General features: G+C 66.4%; 13 protein-coding genes. 5 read left to right on the top strand and 8 right to left on the bottom strand.

What is annotated here, in order from left to right; all coding sequences use genetic code 11:
• Positions 1 to 28 precede the first annotated feature (28 nt).
• Positions 29 to 2,968, bottom strand: coding sequence for a TonB-dependent receptor (locus tag EQZ23_RS17210; protein WP_128455693.1), 2,940 nt, complete (start codon positions 2,966 to 2,968; stop codon positions 29 to 31).
• Positions 2,969 to 3,247: 279 nt separating this feature from the next.
• Here EQZ23_RS17210 and EQZ23_RS17205 point away from each other — a divergent pair, with 279 nt between their 5' ends.
• Complete coding sequence (locus EQZ23_RS17205; protein WP_128455692.1) at positions 3,248 to 3,766, top strand: hypothetical protein; 519 nt, start codon at positions 3,248 to 3,250, stop codon at positions 3,764 to 3,766.
• On the opposite strand, the gene EQZ23_RS17200 is transcribed toward EQZ23_RS17205, so the two are convergent.
• Genes EQZ23_RS17200 through xseA form a run of 3 tightly spaced genes read right to left on the bottom strand, consistent with a single transcriptional unit; the run spans position 3,763 to position 6,304 of the window.
• Positions 3,763 to 4,641 (bottom strand): M23 family metallopeptidase, encoded by an 879-nt coding sequence (locus tag EQZ23_RS17200; protein WP_128455691.1) that lies wholly within the window; start codon positions 4,639 to 4,641, stop codon positions 3,763 to 3,765. The genes EQZ23_RS17205 and EQZ23_RS17200 overlap by 4 nt on opposite strands.
• Complete coding sequence (locus EQZ23_RS17195) at positions 4,638 to 4,838, bottom strand: DUF2093 domain-containing protein (protein WP_128455690.1); 201 nt, start codon at positions 4,836 to 4,838, stop codon at positions 4,638 to 4,640. Before EQZ23_RS17195 ends, EQZ23_RS17200 begins: the two co-directional genes overlap by 4 nt.
• Positions 4,839 to 4,861: 23 nt before the next feature.
• Complete coding sequence (gene xseA, locus EQZ23_RS17190) at positions 4,862 to 6,304, bottom strand: exodeoxyribonuclease VII large subunit (protein WP_128455689.1); 1,443 nt, start codon at positions 6,302 to 6,304, stop codon at positions 4,862 to 4,864.
• Here xseA and purD point away from each other — a divergent pair.
• The 3 genes from purD to EQZ23_RS17175 all read left to right on the top strand — a co-directional run bounded on the left by purD (position 6,303) and on the right by EQZ23_RS17175 (position 9,810).
• Complete coding sequence (gene purD, locus EQZ23_RS17185) at positions 6,303 to 7,568, top strand: phosphoribosylamine--glycine ligase (RefSeq protein ID WP_128455688.1); 1,266 nt, start codon at positions 6,303 to 6,305, stop codon at positions 7,566 to 7,568. The two genes, xseA and purD, sit on opposite strands and share 2 nt — an antisense overlap.
• A 225-nt stretch (positions 7,569 to 7,793) precedes the next feature.
• The gene (locus EQZ23_RS17180) at positions 7,794 to 8,549 is read left to right on the top strand and encodes a hypothetical protein (protein ID WP_128455687.1); all 756 of its coding nucleotides are present in this window, start codon (positions 7,794 to 7,796) and stop codon (positions 8,547 to 8,549) included.
• 145 nt (positions 8,550 to 8,694) lie between these two features.
• Entirely contained in the window at positions 8,695 to 9,810 is a 1,116-nt protein-coding gene (locus EQZ23_RS17175) for a VacJ family lipoprotein (protein ID WP_240663655.1), read from the top strand.
• 295 nt (positions 9,811 to 10,105) lie between these two features.
• Here the strand turns inward: EQZ23_RS17175 and EQZ23_RS17170 are convergent, their stop codons facing one another.
• Positions 10,106 to 11,407, bottom strand: coding sequence for a hemolysin family protein (locus EQZ23_RS17170; protein ID WP_128455686.1), 1,302 nt, complete (start codon positions 11,405 to 11,407; stop codon positions 10,106 to 10,108).
• A 195-nt stretch (positions 11,408 to 11,602) separates the two neighbouring features.
• Between EQZ23_RS17170 and EQZ23_RS17165 the strand changes: the two genes are divergently transcribed.
• The gene (locus EQZ23_RS17165) at positions 11,603 to 12,277 is read left to right on the top strand and encodes an OmpA family protein (RefSeq protein WP_128455685.1); all 675 of its coding nucleotides are present in this window, start codon (positions 11,603 to 11,605) and stop codon (positions 12,275 to 12,277) included.
• Between the two features lie 142 nt (positions 12,278 to 12,419).
• Here the strand turns inward: EQZ23_RS17165 and EQZ23_RS17160 are convergent, their stop codons facing one another.
• From EQZ23_RS17160 to gltB, 3 genes are all read right to left on the bottom strand, one after another.
• Positions 12,420 to 12,767, bottom strand: a complete 348-nt coding sequence (locus EQZ23_RS17160) for a tRNA-binding protein (RefSeq protein ID WP_128455684.1) — start codon at positions 12,765 to 12,767, stop codon at positions 12,420 to 12,422.
• The gene (locus tag EQZ23_RS17155) at positions 12,754 to 13,428 is read right to left on the bottom strand and encodes a glutathione S-transferase family protein (protein ID WP_128455683.1); all 675 of its coding nucleotides are present in this window, start codon (positions 13,426 to 13,428) and stop codon (positions 12,754 to 12,756) included. Before EQZ23_RS17155 ends, EQZ23_RS17160 begins: the two co-directional genes overlap by 14 nt.
• Positions 13,429 to 13,772: 344 nt before the next feature.
• Positions 13,773 to 18,305: a glutamate synthase large subunit gene (gene gltB / locus EQZ23_RS17150; protein ID WP_240663674.1), complete on the bottom strand. Its 4,533-nt coding sequence runs from the start codon at positions 18,303 to 18,305 to the stop codon at positions 13,773 to 13,775.
• Positions 18,306 to 18,308 lie beyond the last annotated feature (3 nt).

Genomic DNA, 18,308 nt, shown 5'->3' with positions numbered 1-18,308 from the left:
ATAGTTGGTTAGTCAGATCCGCCTCAGATCAGAACCGAAGGCGGGCACTTGCTGCGAAACGGCGACCCAGGGCATCGTACGTCGAGGGGTAGACGTTGCCGCTGTTGAAGGCGGTATCGCCGATCGACGCACCGACAACCTTCGGCTTGTTGTCGAGCAGGTTCATTGCCGACAGCGTCAGATCGAAATTGTCCGTGACACCGAACCGGGTCGTCAGATCGAAATAATGCTCCGCACCAATGCGCTGGAACTGCTCCAGCGGACCGCCACCGGCATCAATGTCGTCTGCGAGGGCGAGCGGCTCGTACTTCACCGCATCGACATAGCGCCACAACAGCGAGACGTCTGCCGCACCGATGGTCAGCGTGGTCCGCTGGTTGAAGCTGAACTCCGGCTGGATCGAGGCGCAGTTGACGCTGTAAAAGCCGACGCATTCACGGTTGACCGAAGTCGGCGTCGCCTGGAACTTGTTGCTGTTGGTCCAGGTTCCGATGAACGACAATGCAAGATTAGCAAAGCCCAGGTCGGTGCGATAGTTCGCAGCCAGATCAATACCGTCGGTCGCGATACGACCCAGGTTCGAAAGCGGCAGCGCCAAGCCATCGGCGGTACCGTTCAGGCTACCGTCGACCGGGTCACGCGAAACCGCCTGGCAGGCAGCCGACGTTGCAGCCTGAAGCGGCGTGTAGCAGGCCGAGAACACATCGCCGACCGTCGGGGACGTGATCGCATCGCGAACCTTGATATTGAAGTAATCGACGCTGATGTTGAAGCCGCGGACGAAATCGGGCTGGAACACAGCACCAATGGTCCAGGTATTCGCTGTCTCGACACCCAAAGCAGCGTTACCGCCCTGCGTGACGTTGATCTGACCCGCCGACGGCAAAGGAATGGTACCGACGAGGGCATTGGCCTGAGCCTGCGTGCCACCACCCGCAACGATCTGTGCGGCGCAGACGCCGCCCAGAGCGCTGCCAGCCGTGACACCAGCACCCGCGCAAGGGTCGTTGGCCGAATTACCGAGCCCTGTGACCAGCGGCGAGAACAATTCGCCGATGTTCGGCGCACGCGCCGCCTTCTGGTAGTTACCCCGGATCTTCAGGCTGCGGACGGGCTCCCAGGAGCCGCCGACCTTCCAGGTCCAGTTGGTTCCGGCCGTGGAATAGTCGGAAACTCGGCCACCGGCTTCCAGCGTCAGGCTGTGGAAGAACGGCTTGTCCTCGACGAGCGGCATGATCAATTCGCCGAACGCTTCCTTGACGTTGTACTGGCCGGAAACGTCCGGCGATGCCGCGCCGTTGCCCAGCACTTCGTTCGGGCGCTGCGTCAGTTCGTCGGAGATCACCGCGGCAGTATACTTGCGATATTCGGCACCGAGCGCGAACGAGATCGCCTGCGTTGCGAACGGGCTGGACACGCCGAAATCGCCATTCACAACGCCGTGAGCCTGCGCGATCGTCGTGCGAGTGAGCGTGCTGTTCGTGACGCCCAGAAGATAGCCCAGCTGATCGGGGGTGATCGTTCCGGCTGCACCGAACAGGTTGATCGGGACGCAGCCGTTGGACGCGTCGACGCACGCGGTGGTGCTGGTGGCCAGCGACGCCTGGCGCAAACGGGTCAGCGTGCCGTTGCCGGTCTGACGCTGAACATTCTCGCTCTCGCCGTAGTTACCGCCAAAATCGAAGCCGATCGTGTCGGTGATGTCGCCGCGGATGCCTGCCGTATAGTCGAACACCGTCGTGGTGTACGTCGACAGGCGCGGCCCGGCCTCGATGAAGCGCCGCGAAGCGTTGGTCGTGAAGGTGCGGTAGTCGGCGCTTCCCGGTGCAGCAGTGGCAGCTGCGTTGCACTGTGCGACGGTCAGACCGTTTGCCGCGCAGATCTGACCACGCGCAGGGCCCGGCAGATAGGGATTCGAGTAGTTGATCGTCAACGCATTGCCGAACGTACCGGACGACGCGATGACGGTTTGAACCGTGTTGCGCGAGAAGAGGCCGCGGTTATAGACCTCGATACCCGGCGTCACTTCATAATGCGCCGCGCCGAACATGTTGTAGCGTGTGAACGGCGTCTGGAAGATGTTCTGCGGGTTGAAGTTGAACAGGGCAAAGGTCGGCACGATCCGACCGGTAGCCGGATCGATCTGCTGGTTCGCGCCCAGACCCAGGCCGGTGAAGCGCCCTGGCACGGTCGTGCCCGACCCACCTGCCAAGCCGGTGTACGAATCGATGTTGTTGATCGAAAAGTCGCGTTCGCCCTGCGTGACCGGGTCAGCCTGCTGATAGCCGACGCTGAACACCGCGTTGCCGCGACCGTCGCCGAAGTTCGCGCCGATCGTCAGATCTGCGCGGAAAACGTTGCCGTCGCCACGCTGCGTGATCTGATTGCTGATATTTGCTTCCACGCCGGAAAAGTCGCGCTTGGTCACGAAGTTCACGACGCCGGCCACTGCGTCGGCACCGTAAGTGGTGGACGCACCGCCCGTCAGGATATCGGTACGTTCGACCAGTGCCAGCGGGATGTTGTTGAGATCGACGACGCCGGAAAGCCCCGACGGCGCGATACGCTGACCATCGAGGAGGACGAGGTTGCGATTGTCACCCAAGCCACGAAGATCGACGGTCGATGCGCCGCCGTTGCCGTTGTTCACCGAGCTGCCGATCGACGGAACGACGCCGGGAAGCTCGCGCAGGAACTGTTCGGCGACATTGGTCTGGCGAAGCTGCAGTTCTTCCGAGGTCACCGAATTGATCGGCGACGACTGAACCAGGTTCGGATTACGAACCAGCGTGCCGGTGACGACGATATCGCTGCCATTCGCAGCCGCGTCTTGGTCGCCTGCGGGCGCAGCGCCATTGGGCGTGGAGATCTGGCCAGTATCCTGTGCCTGGGCGGCGGTGCTCGCGATCAGCGCGATACCTGCCAGGAGGCTAGACGCCAGCAGGCGCCCCCGGAAAATGTTCGTCATGTAAAACCCCTTTATTTGCCCGCCCTCTTCGGGTTCGGACCAAACAATCGTGCCGGCGGCATGCCGCAGATGCCACAAGGTTGCGGATGTTAGCCGCATTGCACAATGGCGATTGTTTCATTCCGCCTAATTTTAGCAGATTGTATCATTTGTGCCACACAAGGATGCATGTCGGGCAACGCCGGAATGCTGCTCGGCTAGGATTAGGGAGAAGACGCTCGACACCGATCGGCAAAGTCGACAGACAGCCGCTTTCATGTACGGTCGGACACGAACGATATGGGTTTCTCAACGCCTCTCGGGCTCGCCATCCTATTGATCTCAGCGCCCGCTGTTGCGCAGGTTGGAGGATCGGCGAATCCGCTGACGGACATCGTCCGCTGTCGAACGATCCAGCCTGATGCACAACGACTCGCCTGCTTTGACGCCGCCGCCGCATCGGCCAGCAGCGCCGAGCGCGCTGGCAATATTCTCGTCATCGACCGCAAACAGGTGGTGGCGGTCAAGCGGGCAGGATTTGGCCTTCCCAGCCGTCCAACCGACCTTTTCGGCGGCGGCGCCGCGGACAAGGCGACCAAGGTGGACCAGCTCGATTCAACCATACGATCGGCTGCATTCTCCGGCAGCAGCAAGCGCTGGAACCTGCGGCTTGCGGACGGCAGCGAATGGCAGGCCATCGACGCGATCCCCGTCGCCCCCAAGGCTGGCACTGCCATCGTCGTAAAACAGGCATCACTGGGCGGTTACCGCGCAACGATCGGCAAGGGGCGTTCAATTCTCGTCAAGAGATTGCGCTAACCGCCAGGCATCGGCCCCGTCACGAGCAGCGGATCGAGCTTGGCGGCGTTCCAGCGCAGGCTCCAGTGGAGGTGCGGGCCGGTGGCGCGGCCGGTCATGCCGACGGCGCCGATCGGCTGGCCTTTCGTGACGCGATCGCCCGGCTTCACGTCGATCCGCGACAGGTGCAGGAACGCGCTGTTGAGGCCCATGCCGTGGTCGAGCATCAGCAGATTGCCCTCCAGCGTGAAGGGGCGGTCGGCCGCGAGGATCACCACGCCGTCGGCGGGCGCACGCACGACCGTGCCCGTCGAGCGGGCGATGTCGATGCCCGAATGATAGGATCCCGCTTCGCCGTTGCGGTAGATGCGCTGCGATCCGAACAGCGTCGAGATCCGGCCGGTCACCGGCCAGGCGAAGGCCTGCTGCCAGCCGTCCGAGGCCGCGGCTATCCGGCGGGCGGCGACGATCTGTGCGAGTTCGGCCGGGCGGATGCGGGCGAATTCGGCTTCGGGCACGGGATATTTGGGCAGCGTCGACAGGCGCGAGATGTTCCAGCTGCGCGGGGCGATCGTCAGCGGCTGTCGGATCGTGCGGCCGTCCGCCAGCGTCGCGGCGAGCACCGCCTGCGTCCCCGCGTCGCGGTCGAAACCGGCGAGGAAGCGGCCGTCAGGCGCCAGCACGATCGGTTTGCCGTCGAGCGTGATAGCGCGCGCGCCAGCGGGGGCGCTGCCGAGGATCAGGCCGCCCTGGCTCAGCGTGCCGGTCCAGCGGAACGCCGCCGCGGGTGCGCCGACGGGCGGGGCGACGGGCGGGGCGACGGGCGGGGACGCCTGCTGCGCAGTCGCGCCGGTGGCGGCGAGCAGCAGGGCCGCGCCTATCGACGCCACCCTCATTTGGGGGCCATCGCCTCGGTCGCGGCCGCGGCGGTCGCATAGGCGGCCTGATCGGCGACGCTCCAATAGCGCAGGTCTTCGAGCGCGATGCGGTGGCCGGTGGCAGCGCACGCGACGTGATCGCCCGGTGTCAGCACGCGAAAGCCGTTGGCCATGTAGTGGAGGCGGGCGACGCGATCGGTGTTGGACATCAGCATGAGAGGACTTTCTTTCGGCGGGATCAGAACAAGGTCGGCTGGCGTGAGGCGGCGGGTTTGGCGCTCGGCGATGCGGGTTTCGGCTTCGCCGTATCATGGGGTTTGGCGGGCGCGCGCTCAAGATCGCCCGTGCCGTCGGTGCGCGCGTCGACCATGCCGTCGCGGAAGTGGAGCGTCAGCGTGGCCGCCCCCCGCGCTGCCTTGGCGGAGGCGAGCGTTTCGCCGCCGGGGCGGGCGGTGACGCGGGCATAGCCGCGGTCGAGGATCGCGTCAGGGTTGAGCGACTGGACGAGGCGCCACGTCGCGTCGAGCTGGGCACGCTTCGCTTCGAGCTTGCGTTCGAGGGTCGCGGGACGAAGCGCGGCGCCCGAGCGATCGAGACTACCCCGCGCCAGCGTCAGCCGGCGCTCCAGCCCGCGATCGAGCCGCTGGCCGAGATCGTCTGCGCGCTGGCGTTGCGGCCCTAGCAACTGGTCGCGCTTGGGTAGCAACCGCGACAACGCATCGAGGCGCTCGCGGCCGCGCTCGACATAGCGGCGTGCGCAACGTTCGGTGCGGTTGCGGTGGCTGTCGATCGTCAGGCGCAGGTCGGCGAGCACGGGCACCGCGATCTCGGCGGCGGCGGTCGGCGTCGGCGCGCGCAGATCGGCGGCGAAATCGCACAAGGTGGTGTCGGTCTCGTGCCCCACTGCGGAGATGATCGGGATCGTGCAGGCGGCGACCGCGCGGACCACGACCTCCTCGTTAAACGACCAGAGATCCTCGACCGAGCCGCCGCCGCGCGCGACGATGACGAGGTCGGGGCGCGGTACCGGTCCGCCGGGCGTGATCGCGTCGAACCCGCGGACCGCGGCGGCGATCTCGCCCGCGGAACCCTCGCCCTGCACCTTCACCGGCCAGACGATGACGTGCGTCGGGCAGCGATCCTCGAGCCGGTGGAGGATGTCGCGGATGACCGCGCCCGTCCCCGAGGTGACGACGCCGATCACCTGCGGCATGAACGGCAGCGCCTTTTTCCGCGCGCCGTCGAACAGCCCCTCGCCAGCGAGCTTCGCCTTCAGTTTCTCGAGCAGCGCCATCAGGGCGCCGACGCCGGCCAGCTCCATCCGCTCGATCACGATCTGGTATTTCGAGCGGCCGGGATAGGTGGTGAGCTTGCCGGTCGCGATCACCTCGATGCCGTCCTGCGGCACGAAGGCGAGGCTCGATGCATTGCCCTTCCAGATGACGCCGTCGATCACCGCCTGGTCGTCCTTGAGCGACATGTAGCAATGCCCCGACGCGACTCGCTTCCAGCCCGAGATCTCGCCGCGCAGGCGGACATGGCCGAATTCGCCCTCGACCATCCGCTTCAGCTTGAACGCGAGTTCACCGACCGACATGGCGAGCGCGTTGTCGCCGGGGACTTGCTCGGCTACCAGCCGCCCCATGTCACTGGACACGTCATCGGAAAAGGGATCGGGCATGAACGTCCTGCTGCTGGGCTCGGGGGGTCGCGAACATGCGCTCGCGTGGAAGCTGGTGCAATCTAGAGGCCTCGATACGCTGTATGCCGCGCCGGGCAACCCCGGGATCGCGCGGCTTGCGACGCTCGTGCCGCTGGATGCGACGGATCACGCGGCGGTCGTGGCGTTCGTGCGTGCGCAGGACGTCGGGTTGGTCGTGATCGGGCCCGAGGCACCGCTGGTCGACGGGCTCGCCGACAGCCTCGTCGCGGCGGACATTCCGGTGTTCGGGCCGTCGAAGGCGGCGGCGCAATTGGAGGGGTCGAAGGGCTTCACCAAGGACCTGTGCTTCCGCGCGAACATCCCGACCGCCGGCTATGTCCGTGTCAGGAACCGCGCCGAGGCGGATGTCGCGCTCGCCCGCACCTTCTCGCTGCCGGTCGTCATCAAGGCGGACGGGCTGGCGGCCGGCAAGGGGGTCGTCATCGCCTTCACCCGCGCCGAGGCCGATGCCGCGCTCGACGCGCTGTTTGCGGACGGTGAAGCCGAAGCGGTGATCGAGGAATTTCTCGAAGGCGAAGAGGCGAGCCTCTTCGTCCTCACCGACGGCGTGGCGTTGATGCCGTTCGGCTCCGCGCAGGATCACAAGCGCGTCGGCGAGGGCGATACCGGGCCGAACACCGGCGGGATGGGCGCGTACAGCCCTGCCCTCGTTCTCACACCGGAACTGGAGAAGCGCGCGATCGACGAGATCGTCGCGCCGACCGTCGCGACGATGGCGGCGGAAGGCATGCCGTTTTCGGGAGTCCTGTATGCGGGCCTGATGCTGACGCCGCAGGGGCCGAAGCTGATCGAATATAATGCGCGGTTCGGCGATCCCGAGACGCAGGTGCTGATGATGCGCTTCCAGGGCGACCTGCTCGCGACGATGCTAGCCACGGCGGAAGGGCGGCTGGGCGACATGCCCGCGGCCAGGTTCAGCGACGAGACCGCGTTAACGGTCGTGATGGCGGCGGACGGCTATCCGGGCACGCCCAAGGCCGGCGGATCGATCGTCGGGCTGGATTCGGCGCAGGCGGCGGGCGGCACGGTGTTCCATGCGGGCACGCGGATCGCGGATGGCGGGCTGGTCGCCTCGGGCGGGCGCGTGCTGGCGGTGACCGCGACCGGCGACGACGTGGCGACGGCGCAGGCGAACGCGTATCGCGCGGTCGAGGCAATCGACTTTGCGGAAGGCTTCTACCGACGCGACATCGGCTGGCGGGAAATCGCTCGGGGGGCCTGAGGCTGGCAAAAATCAGGGATTCGCGCTCGTTCTGATCCTCACCCGCAAGGGGGAGGTGGCTGGCACTTGCCAGACGGAGGGGGAGGCAAGCGAAACCGCGGCTCCGTGTCCTACCCCTCCGTCACCTTTGGCGACACCTCCCCCTGGCCGGGGAGGATGAGTGAGTTGCAGCCGCCCGCCAATTATCTCTCGCCGCCTCTCCCGCGTGACGCTACGAGTATGAGCATGAACGAAACTTCCGCGACCTCCGCCTCGGGCATGAGCCTGCTGCCCGACGGCATCGCCACGCTGACCGCGATCCACTTCACGATCATAGCCGTGGTGGCGATCCTCGTCGTGATCGGCCTGCTATGGGGCATCAAGGCGAAACGCAGCCGGGTGAAGGCGTCGCGCGACATGATCGCGCATGCCGAGGAAGCCGGCGTCGCACCGGTACCCGCGGAGTCGGATTCGCCGCGCGCGCAGCCGCAAGAATCAGCAGCCCCAGCGCCGGCACCGGCCCAGCAGCGCAAGGCCGAGCAGTCCCAGGCGCAAACGCGGACGGTTGCTCCCACCTCGCCACCGCCGCCGCCACCACCGCCGGAATCGGTCGCGCGCCCGGCGCCTGCTGCCGCACCGCAGCCGCCGATCATCGACGACCCCGCGCCCACGCCGCCGGATCCCGCCCCGGCCCCCGAACCAACGGTTCCAGCACCGGCCGAACCCGCCCCGATCCAGGCACCTGTACCGGCACAAGCCTATGCAGACGGTCCGGTCACGCAGTTGAAGGGCCTCGGGCCGAAAGTCGCCGCGCAGCTCGGCGCGCTCGGCGTCTCCACCGTGGGCCAGATGGCCGCGCTGTCGGAGAGCGAGGCGCAGTCGATCGACGCACAGCTCGGCAGTTTCACCGGGCGGATGGGCCGCGATCGCTGGATCGAACAGGCGCGGTTGCTGGCGGCCGGCGACAAAGCGGGCTTCGAGGCGGTGTTCGGCAAGCTATAAACCGAGTCGATCCGTCGACCGGATGGACGACACGCGCACGCGACGCATGTCGATTGGCTCTATGCCGGACGCGCGGCGACGGGCATGCCACGCGGTGTCGCACCTCGAAGTATGGGGGCGGCATCAGACAGGGTGATGAGTGCACATGCTGGCAATGATGAGTGCGATGCTGCTGACCACCGCGCCGGTGCATGTGACGGCAGGACCGATCGCGTTGTCTGGCGCGATGCCCTCGCCGTTCGCAGACGACTTTCCCGTTCCCTCGTCGATGCCCCCCTCGGCGATCACGTCGATGCCCATTTCGATGGCGACGTCCCCATTGGCCCTGATCGGGTCGCTTCCAGCGGTCGAGTTTTCGCCGCAGGGTCTTCCCACCCAGACGATCCCCCCGGTCGGTCCGGCGCCGTTGAGCACGCCCGCTACCGAGCGGGGCACGCAGACCGACATCATCGTCACCGGCCGCAAGGAGACCGCGGGCGATCCGCTGCGTGCCGCCAACGCCGAATCATTCGCGGTGACGCAGAAGGTCGACGACGCGGTGATCGGCCCGGTCGCGCGGACCTACAAGAAGACCGTGCCGAGCCCGATCCGGCGCGGCATCCACAATTTCCTCTACAATCTGCGCGAGCCGATCGTCTTCCTGAACTTCCTGCTGCAGTTCAAGCCGGGCAAGGCGGCGGAGACGGTCGGGCGGTTCGCGATCAACTCGACGATCGGCGCGGTCGGCGTGCTCGACGTCGCCAAGCGCAAGCCGTTCCGCCTGCCGCGGCGTTCGAACGGGTTCGCCAACACGCTCGGCTATTACGGCGTGAAGAACGGCCCGTTCCTGTTCCTGCCGCTGGTCGGACCGACGACGGTGCGCGATCTGTTCGGCGGTGCGATCGATCGCCTGATCCTGCCGGCCGCAGTCGGTCATCCGTTCACCAGCGCGTCGTACACGATCCCGGCGGGAATTCTCGGCTCGCTCGATCATCGTTCCGAGTTCGATCAGACGCTGAAGGATCTGCACGACAACTCGCCCGATCCCTACGCGGCGACGCGGTCGTTCTACCTCAACCGGCGGCAGGCGGAGATCGACCACCTCCACGGCCTCGTCGAGGGCGATCCAGCCGGCATGTCGGGGCCGCCGCCAAGCGTGGTTCCGTTCGTGCCGAAGGATCTGGAGCCCGGGGCAAAACCGGTTTCGGAGACGCCCGAGAACGCCCCAGTGGTCGCGACGCCCGAGGTCGATGCTAAGCCGGCTGCCGAAACCGGCCAGTAAGAGCGGGCGGAGTCGAACTGTTTTGTCTCTTCATCGCCTAACCCGTTCGTGCCGAGTAGAGACCGAGTAGTTCCGCAAGGAGCGTATCGAGAGCTCGTATCGAAGCCTGGGTTCCGCGCGCTACCCTGTCCTTCGATACGCCGCTTCGACAGGCTCAGCAGCTACTCAGGACGAACGGATGGTGGCGGTCTCCGCGCTTTCCGCAAGCGAGGCGCGAGCAACTAACGCAACGCTGACGGCCACCCCGGCGGAGGCCGGGAGGTAGCGGGAGCGGGGATACGCTTCCCCGCCCGCCTCAGACTTCGCTGACGAGCAGCTTGTCGATGCGGCGGCCGTCCAAGTCGACGATCTCGAACTTCCAGCCCTGCTCGACGAAGCTCTCGCCCTCGCCCGGCAGATGGCGGAACACCGACAGCGCCAACCCGGCGACCGTCGCATAGTCGCGGTCCTCGGGCAGGTCGATGCCGAGCCGGTCGGCAAGCGTATCCGCCGCCATCGTCCCCGCCACCAGCAACGAGCCATCGTCGCGGACCACGACGGAGGGCGCATCGTCCGGATCCGAATCCGACTTGAACTCGCCCGCGATCGCCGCGAGCAGATCCGCCGGCGTGACGATGCCCTCGAAATGGCCATATTCGTCGTGGATCAGCGCCATCGGCACTTCGGCTTCGCGCAGCGCGAGCAGTGCGTCCATCGCGTCGATCTGGTCGATCACGACGGGCGCTTTCCGCATGAGCGCACGCAAGTCGAGCGGTTCGCCGCGGAACAATGCCGCCGCGATGTCGCGCGCCTGGACGACGCCCTTGACCGCGTCGATCGAGCCTTCGCCGACCGGCAGGCGGGTGTGCTGCGACGCGAGCAGGGTCTCGCGGATCTCGTCGGGGCCCCAGTCGCAGTCGAGCCAGTCGATCTCGGTACGCGGCGTCATCACCTCGCGCACCGGACGATCCGCGAGGCGGACGACGCCCGAGATGATCGAGCGCTCATGCTCCTCGATGATTCCCGACTTCGAGGCCTCGGCAACGATCATGTGGAGTTCTTCGGCGGTGACGTGCTCTTCCGATTCGCGGTTTAGCCGGAGCAGCTTGAAGATCAGCGCGCTGGTCGAATCGAGGACCAGTACGATCGGCGCGGTGCCGATCGCGAGCCAGCGCATCACCGGCGCCATGAACGAGGCAATCGCCTCGGGCGAGCGGAGCGCGAACTGCTTGGGGACGAGTTCGCCGATGATCAGCGATGCGTAGGTCGTCAGGCCGATGACGATGGCGAACCCGGCGGTTTCGGCCGTCGAGGCGGACAGGCCCCAGGCCTGCAACCGGGCGGCGGTCGGCATGCCGAGGCTGGACCCCGAATAGGCGCCGGCGAGGATGCCGATCAGCGTGATGCCGATCTGGACGGTCGAAAGGAATTTGCCCGGGTCGGCCGCGAGCACAAGCGCTGCGCGCGCGCCCTTCTTGCCCGACCGCGCCATCGCCTCGAGCCGCGCTTTCCGCGCGGAGACGATCGCGAGCTCGCTCATCGCGAACACACCGTTCAACGCGACCAGCGCGAGGATGATCGCGACGTCGATCCAGGGAAAGGGGGGAAGCGGTGCCATTGGCTCGGGCTCTCTTTGCAGGACAACGGCCGGTCGCACAACCGTCCTTGCGTTTCGGGTGGCACATACTCGACAGGCGGGCGCGAAGGTGGTCTGACTTGATTCAGTGCGCAGGCGGAACAATCGTCGCGAAGCCGGGTTGTCGGCCGTATTGGGCATAAAGCCGTCATCGATCATGTCTCAGGGAGTTTATCTATGAAAACCAGGATGTTCGCAGGTGTCGCACTCGCCGCACTGATCGCCACCAGCGGCTGCACGACGGATCCGGAAACCGGCCGCCAAACGATTTCGAAGACTGCGCTGGGCGGCATTGGCGGCGCCCTAGGCGGTTATCTGCTCGGCGACGTGGTCGGCGGTCGTCGCGACCGTACCGAAAAGCTGCTCGGCGCGGGCATCGGCGGCCTCGCGGGCGCGGGCATCGGCGCGTACATGGACAAGCAGGAGCGTGACCTGCGCGCGCGCACCGCGGGCACCGACGTGCAGGTGATCCGCCAGGGCGACGACCTGGTGCTGAACATCCCGTCGGGCATCACGTTTGCGTATGACAGCGCCGATGTGCAGCCGCAGTTCAAGCGGACGCTCGATCAGGTCGCCGACACGCTGGCGCAGTATAACCAGACCTATATCGACGTGTACGGCCACACCGATTCGACCGGCAGCGATGCGTACAACCAGACGCTGTCGGAGCGCCGTGCGCGCTCGGTCGCGGATTATCTGGCGGGCCACGGCGTGCAGACCGCGCGGATCGGCACGCGCGGCTACGGCGAGACGCAGCCGATCGCATCGAACGACACCGATGCCGGTCGCGCGGCGAACCGTCGCGTCGAAGTGAAGATCGTGCCGATCTCGCAGAACGACATGCGTCAGTAAGAGCTGGGGCTGAACCTCCCCCGCAAGGCGGAGGTGGCGCCGAAGGTGACAGAGGGGGAGGACACGGAACCGAGGTTCGCCCTACCTCCCCCTCCGTCTGGCAAGCGCCAGCCACCTCCCCCCGGCGGGGGAGGATTGCTCTTCAGAACAGTCGTCCGCCGTTGGGGACTTGTCCGGTCGGCGAGATCAAGACCACCTTCCCGTCCGCATCGGGAAAGCCGAGCGTCAGGACTTCGGACATCATCGGACCGATCTGGCGCGGCGGGAAGTTCACGACCGCCGCGACCTGTCGCCCGACTAAAGTCTCTGGCGTATAATGCTCGGTGATCTGCGCGGATGAGCGTTTCACGCCGATCTCGTCGCCGAAATCGATCCGCAGCTTTATCGCCGGCTTGCGTGCTTCGGGGAAGGGCTCGGCCGCGACGATCGTGCCGACGCGGATGTCGACCTTCTCGAAGTCGGTATAGGCGATCTGCTCAGAAATCGACATTGTCGTAATGCGCCGGGGGAGCGATCATCTCCATCCGTTCGCTGAGCAGCGGGCGGAAGCTCGGGCGGCTCTTGAACCCGCGATACCAGCGTGCGGTCTGGTCATGGCCCTTCCAGTCGATCCCGCCTAGATAATCGGTGACCGAGATCTGCGCGGCCGCCGCGAGATCGGCGAGGCTCATCGTCGCGCCGCCCAGCCAGTTCCGGTGATCGAGCAGGTAATCCATATAGTCGAGATGCCCGACCGCGGCCTTCATCGCCTCGCGCAGGCCCTTTGCATCGGGCGCGGCGCGATGCGCGAGCCGCTTGACCATCCGCTCGTGAAGCAGCGGCCCGGTCACGTCGCGGTAGAAATGCGTGTCGAACCACGTGACGAGGCGGCGGATCTCGGCGCGGTTGGTCGCGGTGCCGTTGATCATCGCCGCCTTCTCGACGGTTTCCTCGAAGAACTCGCAGATCGCCATCGAATCGATGAGGGGCGCCACGCCGCGTGACGCGTCGACCATCACCGGCGTCTGGCCGGCAGGGTTCATGTCCATGAACTCGTCGCGGCGATCCCAGGGCGATTCGCGGACCAACTCATAGCCGATCCCCTTCTCGCCCAGCAGCAGGCGCACCTTTCGCGAGAAGGGACACAGGGGGAATTGGTAAAGCTGCCACATGCGCTTCGTTTAGGCGGTGCGGGGCGGGTGTGTCACTAGCGCGGGTCGGGTCGGTGGTAAGAAGATTTGGTTCGCGCGGAGACGCGGAGACGCGGAGGTGTTGCGTTTGCGTCGAGCGAAGCTCCTCCCTCACCGATCGCAACCGAAAAGCAGAAGATCGAATTTTAGCTCCGCGTCTCCGCGTCTCCGCGTGAACCATCTCACCTTTGCGCTGCCCCCTACCCACCCCGGCGAAGGCCGGGGCCCAATTGGGGGACGTCGCTGACGGAGGACGGCGCGTCCTTACTGCGGCCTTTCCAATTGGGCCCCGGCCTTCGCCGGGGTGGTGAGCGGACAGGTGGGACCTATTCCGCCGCCACCAGTTCCACGCTGTCGTCGAGCGGATGGCTCAGGCGCGTCAGCATTTCCTTTGGCACCACCTGCCAGAAATGCGGCGCGACGCGGTCCCAGTCCTCCAGCAGGCCCTTCGACCATTTGCTGTCGGTGGTGTCGGCATGATCGCGCACCAGGTCGAGCAGCACGTCCGCCCAATGCAGCGCCTTCACCCGGTCCCAGGTGATGTTCTCCGGGTTCGCGCGCTTCTCGAACACGCCCTCGGGGTCGTAGATGAACGCCATCCCGCCGGTCATCCCCGCGCCGAAGTTCGCGCCGACCTTGCCCAGCACCACCGCGATGCCGCCGGTCATGTATTCGCACCCGTTCGCGCCGCAGCCCTCGACGACGACGTTGGCGCCCGAGTTGCGCACCGCGAACCGCTCTCCCGCCTGCCCCGCCGCGAACAGTCGGCCGCTGGTGGCACCGTAGAGCACGGTGTTGCCGATGATCGTATTGTCCTGGCTCGCCAGCGGCGAACTCACTGCCGGGCGGACGATGATCGTGCCGCCCGAGAGACCCTTGCCGACATAGTCGTTCGAATCGCCGAACACCTCGAGCGTGATCCCCTTGCACAGGAACGCGCCCAGTGACTGGCCTGCACTCCCCCGCAACCGGATCGTGACGTGATCGTCGGCGAGCGTCGACATCCCGAATTTCCGCGTGATCTCGCTCGACAGCCGCGTGCCCACCGCGCGGTGCGTGTTGCGCACCGAATAGGTCAGCTGCATCTTCTCCCCGCGGCTGAACACCGCCGCCGCGTCCTTGATGATCTGCGCATCCAGGCTGTCGGGCACTTCGTTGCGCCACGTCGACAGCGAGAACCGCCGCTGCGAATCGTCCGCATCGACCTTCGCCAGGATCGGGTTCAGATCGAGATCGTCGAGATGCTCCGCCCCGCGGCTCACCTGCCGCAGCAACTCGGTCCGCCCGATCACGTCGTCGAGGCTCTTCACGCCGAGCCGCGCGAGGATGTCGCGCACCTCCTCGGCGATGAAGGTCATCAGGTTGATCACCTTCTCGGGCGTGCCGACGAACTTCTGCCGCAGCGCGTCGTTCTGCGTGCAGATGCCCACCGGACACGTGTTCGAATGGCATTGCCGCACCATGATGCAGCCCATCGCGACGAGGCTCAGCGTGCCGATGCCGTATTCCTCGGCTCCCAGGATCGCCGCGATCACGATGTCGCGACCGGTCTTCAGCCCGCCATCGGTGCGCAGCCGGACGCGACCGCGCAGGCCGTTGAGCGTCAGCACCTGGTTGACCTCCGACAGCCCCATTTCCCACGGCGTGCCCGCATATTTGATCGAGGTTTGCGGGCTCGCGCCGGTGCCGCCGACATGGCCGGCGATCAGGATCACGTCGGCATGCGCCTTCGCCACCCCCGCCGCGACCGTGCCGATCCCCGCCGACGAAACGAGCTTCACGCAGACGCGCGCCCGGGGATTGATCTGCTTCAGGTCGTAGATCAGCTGCGCCAGATCCTCGATCGAGTAGATGTCGTGATGCGGCGGCGGCGAGATCAGCGTCACGCCGGGCGTCGCATGGCGCAGCTTGGCGATGAACTCCGTCACCTTGAAGCCGGGCAGCTGCCCGCCCTCGCCGGGCTTCGCACCCTGCGCGACCTTGACCTCGATCTCCTCGCACGCGTTCAGATATTCCGCGGTCACGCCGAACCGCCCGCTCGCGATCTGCTTGATCGTCGAGTTCGCATTGTCGCCGTTCGCGTAGGGCACGAAGCGCGCCTTGTCCTCGCCGCCCTCGCCCGACACGGCCTTCGCGCCGATCCGGTTCATCGCGATCGCCAGCGTCTCGTGCGCCTCGGGGCTGAGCGCGCCGAGCGACATGCCCGGCGTCACAAAGCGCTTGCGGATCTCGGTGATCGCCTCGACCTGGTCGACCGGCACGCCCTCCGCCGGGAAATTGAACTGGAGCAGATCGCGCAAATACACCGGCGGCAGGTCGGACACGCCGCGCGAGAATTGCAGATAGCTCGTATAGCTGTCGGTCGAGACCGCGGTCTGGAGCAGATGCATCAGCTGCGCCGAATAGGCATGCGTCTCGCCGGTGTGGCGCTGGCGATAGAAGCCACCGATCGGCAACGTCGCCACGCCCATATCGAACGCCGCCTCGTGACGATCGGTCGCATTGACGTGCAGCGACGCATAGCCCTCGCCGCTGATCTTCGCCGGCATCCCCGGGAACAGATCGTTCACCAGGCTGCGCGACAGCCCGACCGCCTCGAAATTATAGCCGCCGCGATAGGACGAGATGACCGCGATGCCCATCTTCGACATGATCTTGAGCAGCCCCTCCTCCACCGCGACGCGGTGACGGCGCAGGCATTCGGCCAGCTCCAGATCGCCGAACAGCCCGCGCGACTGGCGGTCGACGATCGCCGCCTCGGCCAGATACGCGTTCACGGTCGTCGCGCCGACGCCGATCAGCACCGCATAATAATGCGTGTCGAGGCATTCGGCGGTGCGCACGTTGATCGACGCATAGGAGCGCAAGCCCCGCCGCACGAGATGCGTATGCACCGCCGCCACCGCGAGCACCCCGGCGATGCCGACCCGGCCCTCCGAAATGGCTTCGTCGGTCAGGAAGATCTCGCTCTTGCCCTGCCGTACCGCCTGCTCCGCCTCGTTGCGGATCCGCTGGATCGCCGCACGCAGCTTCTCCGGGCCGCCGCCGACCTCGAACGTGCAGTCGATCTCGGCGACCGCATTGCCGAAATGCGCCTTCAGCCGCGACCAATGCTCGCCCGTCAGCACCGGCGAATCCAGCACCAGCACGCGCTCGCGCTGGTCGCGCACGTCGAGGATGTTGGCGAGATTGCCGAACCGCGTCTTCAGCGACATCACGTGCCGCTCGCGCAACGGATCGATCGGCGGGTTGGTCACCTGGCTGAAATTCTGGCGGAAGAACTGGCTGATCAGCCGCGGCTTGTCCGAGATCACGGCGAGCGGCGTGTCGTCGCCCATCGATCCGATCGCCTCCTTGGCCGATTCGACCATCGGCGACAGGATCAGCTCCATGTCCTCCATCGTCTGCCCCGCCGCGACCTGACGGCGCGCAAGCTCGGCCCGGTCGTAGCGCACGACCGCGTCCTCGACCGAGGGCAGGTCGTCGAGCGTGTGGAATTCGCCGATCATCGCGGCGTAATCCGCCTCGCCCGAAATGCGATCCTTGACCGCGCGGTCCTGCAACAGGACGCCCTCGTCGAGATCGACCGCGATCATCTCCCCCGGCCCCAGCCGTCCCTTGGCGATGATCGTCGATTCCGGCACGACGACCATCCCGCTCTCCGACCCGACGATCAGCAGGCCGTCGGACGTCAGCGTATAGCGCAACGGACGAAGCGCGTTGCGATCCATGCCGGCAACCGCCCAGCGGCCATCGGTCATCGCGAGCGCGGCCGGGCCGTCCCACGGCTCCATGACGGAGGCCAGATACTGGTACATCGCGCGGTGCTCGCCCGGCATGTCGGGGCTGGCGGCCTCGGGCACCAGCATCAGCTTGGCGGTCGGCGCATCGCGGCCCGAGCGACAGATCGCCTCGAACACGGCATCGAGTGCCGCGGTATCGGACGCACCCGCCGGGATCACCGGCTTGATGTCCTCCGAATTGTCGCCGAACGCGAGGCTCGCCATCCGGATCTCGTGGGACAACATCCAGTTCTTGTTGCCGCGGATCGTGTTGATCTCGCCGTTATGCGCCAGACAGCGGAACGGCTGCGCCAGCCACCATTGCGGGAAGGTGTTGGTCGAATAGCGCTGATGGAAGATCGCGACGCGGCTTTCGAAGCGCTGGTCGCAGAGGTCTGGGTAGAACACCGATAGCGATTCGGCGAGGAACAGCCCCTTGTAGATGATCGACCGGCACGACAGCGAGCAGATGTAGAAGCCCTGGATCTGCGCCGCGATCACGCGCTTCTCGATACGCCTGCGGACCAGATAGAGCGTCTTTTCGAATTCGGCGGCGTCCTGCTCGTCGGGCAGCGGCCCGGCGATCATGATCTGCTCGATCTCGGGGCGCGTCGCCTGCGCCTTCTGGCCGATCACCGACACGTCGACGGGCACCTGGCGCCAGCCATAGATGGTATAGCCCGCCTCTATGATCGCGCTCTCGACGATCGTCCGGCAATCCTCCTGCGCGCTGAGATCGGTACGCGGCAGGAAGATCATGCCGACCGCGAGCCGGTTCGGCCGCACCTTGTGCCCCGACGCCGCGACCGCATCGTCGAAGAACCGCAGTGGCAGGTCGATATGCAGCCCGGCGCCATCGCCGGTCTTGCCGTCCGCATCCACCGCGCCACGGTGCCACACGGCTTTCAGCGCATCGACCGCCGACTGCACGACGCGCCGCGACGCGCGCCCATCGGTGGCGGCGACGAGGCCCACGCCGCACGCATCGCCCTCATAGTCGGGGCGGTACATGCCGTGCTCGGCGAGGCGGGCGCGTTCGGCGTCCATGTGACCAGCATTCATAGGAGCGGTGTCCATCTC

This window comes from Sphingomonas sp. UV9 (genome assembly GCF_004101245.1).
Classification (GTDB): domain Bacteria; phylum Pseudomonadota; class Alphaproteobacteria; order Sphingomonadales; family Sphingomonadaceae; genus Sphingomonas.
The sequence above is the reverse complement of the archived record's forward strand: the minus strand, read 5'-3'. Positions and strand labels throughout refer to the sequence as shown.